Origin of the sequence: Lactobacillus sp. ESL0677 (assembly GCF_029392875.1) — a bacterium.
GTDB lineage: Bacteria > Bacillota > Bacilli > Lactobacillales > Lactobacillaceae > Lactobacillus.
In genome coordinates this window covers 653869-661444 of the sequence record NZ_CP113946.1, presented here as the reverse complement: position 1 = coordinate 661444, position 7576 = coordinate 653869, and the positions used below count along the sequence as shown (strand labels likewise).

Genomic DNA, 7576 nt, shown 5'->3' with positions numbered 1-7576 from the left:
ACTTTAATCCGTCAATTATAACTTATTATTTTCAGCGGTAGCAGCACTAATTATAGCATCAACTTTAGCTTTAAAATCATTATAGTTGGTGGTTAAATCTGCACCATCACAGTCAGAAATTATATTAAAGCTATCTAAAGTTACATTATTTATTTCAAGTCTATACTTATTTCTTGTTGCTCTTGGCAACTTTTTAAGAGTCTTTAACACGTTCTTTTGTGTAATAGAATATGCTTGTAATTCATCTAAGTAAGAATTTCTAGAAATACTATACAAATTAGTTGTAAAGAAGTCATTAATCTGCTTAATGCCTGCCTGATACTTCTCTACTACTACATCAATATCACTAGCACTGGTTACATCTGATTGTGCAAAAGTTAAGACTGTATGGGATCTATCCTTTAGACTCGCAATTTGATCAGCTGTTAGGTTTAAGCTTGGGTTATTTTTACAAGTGTTCATTTGTTTGGTAACTAATGCACTCATCTGATCATTAACCCAACACTTGAACCGATCTAATGCATAACCTTCTGCCCAGTCACGATTCTGATTAGTTAGGCAGTTCTCTGTTTTACTCTCAACGTGATCACTATGAATTGAGGTGGCAATTGCCCCATTACATAAGGTCATCGTATTATTAATGACTGTCTGCATATCTTTATCCGCATCAGTAATATTTAACTTCTGCTCACACTGCTGAACATAATACTTGAACTCTGACTTAGCACCTTCTTGATTATAAGTGTCATAAGCGTACGTTAGATAAGTATTAACTGTGGTAAAGGTCGTTGCATTATCAATGTAATACTCATCATTGTCATGGGCATCTTGGACAGCATCTAAGAACTCTTGCTGGTCAGCTTCAGACAAGCCTGAAGCTATAATCCGTTGTTTAGCAATTTCTAAGCCTTGATCAATATTGTTATCAGCCGTAATCTTAATTTGAGACAAGTCGGCAATGTTCCCAATTTGAACTGAAGCTGGCTTTAATGTTCCTGCAGGATCAAGTTCAATAAAATTAGCTTCTGGTGTCAAAGCAATGCTCATACCACTATGCAGTTCAGGATAGTTTGCAGGTATCTTGAAACTAAATGTACCATCTGCGTTAGCCTTAGCAGTAAACTCATGTGACAAATCATCAGTTATGTTAGTAGGATCCTCCCCATCATTAGTATTTTCATAAGGATCTTGCACTAAGTGCTTAGGATCCGTGTAGACACTATGATCACTAAATTGAGCAATTACATAGGCACTTGTTCCCACAGGCATCACATTACTAAACATATTACCTTGCTGAGCAGGGCCATCAATGTCGTTATTATAATTAACTACTTTACCCGTAATGATGACTGAGCCATCTTTCATGTCTTGATGATAAGAAGCTTGTCCTACAATACCATTATCGTCTGCTATATTCAAATAACCACTAGGATTAGCTGAAATAAAGGAAATATTGTTATACCCCGGATTAGTAGGATCAGTTGCAGTTTGTCCTATTACATTAGTAAAGATTTGATCAAAGTCAACCTTATTATCTACATCCTTTTGTAACTGAGCCTGCATTGCACTAACATCACTAAAGCCACACAATTTTGCTACTGCAACTTTGGTGCTATCATTTTGAGCATTAATTCGATCAATAGTACTTTGAGTAGGACATAATTCACCATTTAACAATTCTAAGTGACTTACTTTAACCGTTTTATTAGATAAATTAACTGACACTACATGTACTGGTGGTAACGTAATTATTGACGCATCAGGCAACGTAAATTGACGTCTAGTATCATTAAGAGTAATGTGGCTGACCTTTAATGCCTGCGCGTTCGGATTAGCTTGTGAATTAATAACTATTTGCTTAGGATTATTTATCATCAAGCCATTTACTTTCTCTGCATTAACCAACTGATACTTACCCATTCCGGCACCAGTTAATCCTGTCCCTGTCGTTTTAACAATTAATGAGCCCGAATCTACATTGATAGTGTTGCCAACATCGAGTAACGCACCAGCATATTCCTGCATATTAGTGCCTGTTAAAGTGAATGTTCCTTGAATATTTAATACTCCTGCAGTATAAACAAGTGCGTTCGCTTGTCCACGCCAACTATCACTAATATCACCATTGGTATTAATATTAATCCTGCCATTACGAACAACGATAATCTCAGAGCCAACATCTAACATGGTAATTGCTGCCGCAGCTTTAGCATCAAGCTGACCATTAAAGGTACTACTGCCAACATTAATGTTTAACGTGCCCCACTGTTTAATTACAATTTTACCTTGACCAGACATGTCTATTGCTGATGCCTTACCAGTATTCTGAGCAACGTTAACACCAGTAAAATTATTTTGCTTGGGTGCTAGCGTAACGTTAGCATTTATACCAACAACTATACTACTTTTAGCACCATGCATTTCAATAATATTGCCACCAGTAGTAGCCGACGTGAAGTTACAGTTATCATCAAAGTAAACTTCCTGATAATGTGAGCCATCACCACGTAACTCTAACAACTGTTGTGTATCATCGTCCCAATTGACTTGCCTCTCATTATCAACTGGACTGTCATAGCGCAATACTGTATCAGCTTCTACACGATTTCTATAATGAATTTCAATTCCCTTGTTGCCAGTATAGAGCATCTGACTACCGTGGAAAGTAATATCATTAAAAGTAATCTTACTATTAACTTCTTCAGCTTCAACCAAGCCATAATACGTTGAACTCCATAAATTTAAATTACTAAAAGTTAAGTCACAACCCGTTTTATTTGCATCACCATTATTCTGTGGTCGCAAGCGAAAGTGTTTAAAGTCAATTGTGTATCTTGTGTTAGCATCTGGATCCGATTCAATTGTTAAATAACGAACACTATCCTGATTCATCTTGATATATTTATCACCATCATTGCCGTCACCTTGACTAGCATTATTAGTAATATCATGGGTTACTTTAATCTTAATAATGTTAGGATTAGCTAAGGCACCACACAAGTCTTGCCAATTAGCAACACCAACTTCCTTATCGGTAGTTGTAGTAATATCAGCACCATCAGTAGTCGGCTTTGATGGTGCATGATAATCAAAATCAGATTGCGTTTTTTCTACTGGTTGCGCTGATTGAACAATTGGTGTACTTTCCTTTGCTTGATTAGCATCATGATTGGCTCTAGTATCTTCTGGCACATCTTGCTTAGTCTTAAGAAATTTGTTTAATCCTTGATAACTATCAAGTTCTTTTGTTTGTTGTGTAGTTGCAGATTGTGCCGTAGCCTCAGTATCAGCCTTAACTACTTGCTGATTAACACCTAGACAGACTAATCCTAATAAGACAGAAGTTACCCCCACTGTTAACTTCCTAATTGCAAAACGTCCTTGCGCCTCAGAATATTTTCGCTTTTTCATGCTAAATTCTCCTTTTAATATACGCTTACTTGAATTCGCTTTCATTATAAAACATCATCTTTATCTGTTGCAATACAAAAATAACCTAATTGTTACTTTTAACAATTAGGTTATTTAGTATCTTTACAAAAGTATTATATAGTTAGTTTAGCTGCATTATCAATACCAGCTAAACCAGCATTATAATTATTTGTTACATCAGCATCCGAGCAATTCATAACAGCCAAAATCCCAGTCATAGCTGCATTATTCACAACTGAAATCAATTGATTTCTTTGTAAAGTTGTTAAACTAGCATATTCACCTTCACCATTACTTATTTTAGCAGTAACTTTTGCAAGTTCATCTCTCAATCCTTGGATAGCCTGGTCACGTGAAATACTATTTAAATTAGTCGTAAAGAAGTCATTAATCTGCTTTACACCTGCCTGATACTTCTCTACTACTACATCAATATCACTAGCACTGGTTACATCTGATTGTGCAAAAATTAAGACTGTATGGGATCTATCCTTTAGACTCGCGATTTGATCAGCTGTTAGGTTTAAGCTTGGGTTATTTTTACAAGTGTTCATTTGTTTGGTAACTAATGCACTCATCTGATCATTAACCCAACACTTGAACCGATCTAATGCATAACCTTCTGCCCAGTCACGATTCTGATTAGTTAGGCAGTTCTCTGTTTTACTCTCAACGTGATCACTATGAATTGAGGTGGCAATTGCCCCATTACATAAGGTCATCGTATTATTAATGACTGTCTGCATATCTTTATCCGCATCAGTAATATTTAACTTCTGCTCACACTGCTGAACATAATACTTAAACTCTGACTTAGCACCTTCTTGATTATAAGTGTCATAAGCGTACGTTAGATAAGTATTAACTGTGGTAAAGGTCGTTGCATTATCAATGTAATACTCATCATTGTCATGGGCATCTTGGACAGCATCTAAGAATTCTTGCTGGTCAGGTTCAGACAAGCCTGAAGCTATAATCCGTTGTTTAGCAATTTCTAAGCCTTGATCAATACTGTTATCAGCCGAAATCTTAATTTGAGACAAGTCAGCAATATTCCCAATTTGAACTATAACTGATGTATGATCCTTATCTTCAGGATCTAGCCCGATAAAGTTAGCTTCTGGGGTTAAACTAATTGTATCTCCCGTAACAACTGTACCTGCAGGTATCTTAAAACTAAATGTCCCATCTGCGTTAGCTTTAGCAGTAAATGTATGTGGCAAATCATTGGTTACATTAGTAGAATCTTGACCATCATTAGTTTCTTTATAAGGATCAGGTATAACATTCTTAGGATCAACATAAACATCTTTACCATTACCGATCTTAGCAATAATATAAGCATCAGTACCAACGGGCATGATTTGACTAAACATATTATTAGATTGTTTAGGACCATCAAGGTTAGGGTCGTAGTTGACAATTTTACCACTAATTGTTACTGAACCATCTTTCATATCTTGATGATATGAAGCTTCTCCTAAAATACCATTATCATCTTCGATATTGAGAAAGCCTCCGCTATTAGTCGGGATCATGGAAATATTATTATAACCAATATTATTAGTGTCTGAAAAAGCCTGATCAATAATTTGGACAAACAGATCATCATAACTGATACCATTAATCAGTATGTCTAGTTTTTGCGACAAGTCAGCTAGACTATCAGCATTAAATGCCTGCATTAAGACTTGACCAATTTCAGGATAAGCAGTAATAGCATCGCTGATATTGTTTACAGCGGTTTCACTTAATGGCAACTTACCGTTTAAAACTTCAATCCCGTTAGCCAAGACCTCAATGTGACCATTACCCTTGTTCTTCTGAACCTTTAATAAGTGGAAAGGTGGCAAGGTAATGGTGGGTAAGTCAGGGAACAATGACGAAAAGTCGAATTTTTGCCGAACATTAGTAATATCAATTTCATTATCACCAATAATACTAGTGCCAGGAGCCTTGTTAAGTGAGGCATTCAAAACCAGCTTTTTAGGGTTATTAACCTTTAAGGCCGTGTTGCTAGCAACATCAACTAAGTTAATACTCTTTTCACCTGCACCATGAGCAGGATCATTTGGATAATTAGGATCATCTTGTAATTCAATATCCAAGCTACCACCATCTAAGTCAGCTTTACCTCCGATATAAAGTAGCTTACCGGTAAATTTTTGCATATTTCGACCAATAATATTAAGTGCGGCTCCAGGGTTAACCTGTAAATCCCCACCATCGTAGATTAGTATATTACCGGGAACGTTTAATACAGAAACGTTGCTAATGTCACCGTTCGTGTTGACATTAATAGTACCGTCATCAATGATTTTAGCGTTGGCACCATTCAATACAATTGCAGACGTTTTATGCCGGTCAAGAGTACCCGTAAAGGCATCTGGAGCCCCATCAAAGTCAGAACCAACGTTAATTGTTAACTTAGCATTTTTATCAACTTGAACCCTGCCAACAGTTCCTTGACGAAAGTAAATTCCTGATGATTTGAAGGTCGTTTGAGGGTTTTCATCCCACTGCGCAGGGTTACGGCGCGGATTAAGGGTTACATCGGCACCGCTTTGAATAATAACTTGACTCATAAGTGGCAAGAACTTTTTAGGATTATTGGGATCTACAACAGTACTCATATCGTCTTCTGAACTGGCATGGTTGAACATTTGGATTACATTACCATCACTGGTAGAAAGTTCTGCATGGCAGCCTTTGGTAAAAGTTATTTTTTCACCTGACTCACTTAATTCAAAGGCTTGTTGACCATCAGATCCTTGCGTAAGCCAATCGGCAGTATCAGTAGAGTCAAGTGGGTTTTTATAGGATTTTACAACATTAGCATTAAAATTATTTTTGATATAAACATAAGTAAATTGTCCTGAATATAAAACTTGAGAACCTGTAAATTTAACATTGTCAAGAGTTACTTTCGAATAGCCATCAGTTTGGTCAACTGTATTCATAATACCCAAGAAACTTTGGCAATATAATTGTAAGTTATGATATGTAATATCCATTAATGCCTTATTACCTGTATCAAGATCTATGGGACTGTACATTTTAAAGTCAATTATATAGCCTCCAGCCGGAATATTGTCTCCACCTGATTCGACTATCAAATTTCGACCAGGGATGCTAATATTGACGCCACTTGACATTCCCGGCGTACCCGTGAACTGAATGTTATTGATAATTTCAATCTTACTAATATTTGAATTTGTATATGAATTAAATAAATCATTCCAGTTACCAACATAAACTGTTGAGTCAGTAGTTTTATCGAAAGCTTTACCATCAGTTGTAGCTCGTGACACCCCATTGTAATCTAACGTGCCATCTTGCGGCTTAACCTGATCTTGAGTTGTTACTGCTGGTTTAGTAGTTGTATTATCATCATTGGTAATATCAGTACTTGTATTTGTTGTAGCAGTTGGCTTAGTTGTTGCAGGATCATTACTGGTAATGTTAGTGGTCGTATTTGTGGTGGCTGCTGGCTTCGTCGACGCAGTTGGTGCTGGTTGACTAGTTACATCATTTGCTTGCGACTTGTTAGTATTAGTGGTCGGTGCTGGCTTGGCATTGGCTTGTGCTGCCTGATCGTCACTCTTTAAGAATGACTTTAATGCCTGATAAGTTGTAAGGTCAGGCTGCTTCTTAGTCTGCGTAGCTGGAGTTGATGTTACTGTATCGGCCTTAGCCGTCTGGTTATTTACCCCTAAGAAGGTCACGCCGAGCAAGACCGAGACTGCACCAACAGTCAACTTTCTAATTGCAAAGTGTTCACGCTTATTTTGTGTGACCATTTGCCGTAATTTCTCTTTAAAATTGTTTTTTCCTACCATATTTTATTATCCTCTGTATGTATTACTTTTTTCTTACAAATACAAAGGTATTCTAAAACATAAATTTTAAAATGTAAATATACACTTAAAAATATCCGCCACTATTAGCGGTAATTTTAGCCGTCACCAAGCCCCAAATAATCGCTTTTTTTATCACTTTTTGCATAGCTAAATTTATTTTTAAGCACAAAAAATAAAGCGTTACTGCGCTCTTTATTAACTTTACTATTCGTTATTTATTGTTACCTTTCAATTTAGCCGCAAGCAAGTATCATACTGGATAAGGTCCGGTCAATATTTAGATT

At 36.5% G+C, this 7576-nt stretch carries 2 protein-coding genes; both read right to left on the bottom strand.

All coding sequences use genetic code 11. The annotated features are described in order from the left end of the window. Window positions 1-15: 15 nt before the first annotated feature. The gene (locus OZX76_RS03365) at window positions 16-3411 is read right to left on the bottom strand and encodes a pectate lyase-like adhesive domain-containing protein (RefSeq protein ID WP_277180943.1); all 3396 of its coding nucleotides are present in this window, start codon (window positions 3409-3411) and stop codon (window positions 16-18) included. A 134-nt stretch (window positions 3412-3545) separates the two neighbouring features. Beyond that, complete coding sequence (locus tag OZX76_RS03360) at window positions 3546-7271, bottom strand: YSIRK-type signal peptide-containing protein (protein ID WP_277180941.1); 3726 nt, start codon at window positions 7269-7271, stop codon at window positions 3546-3548. Window positions 7272-7576: the final 305 nt, after the last annotated feature.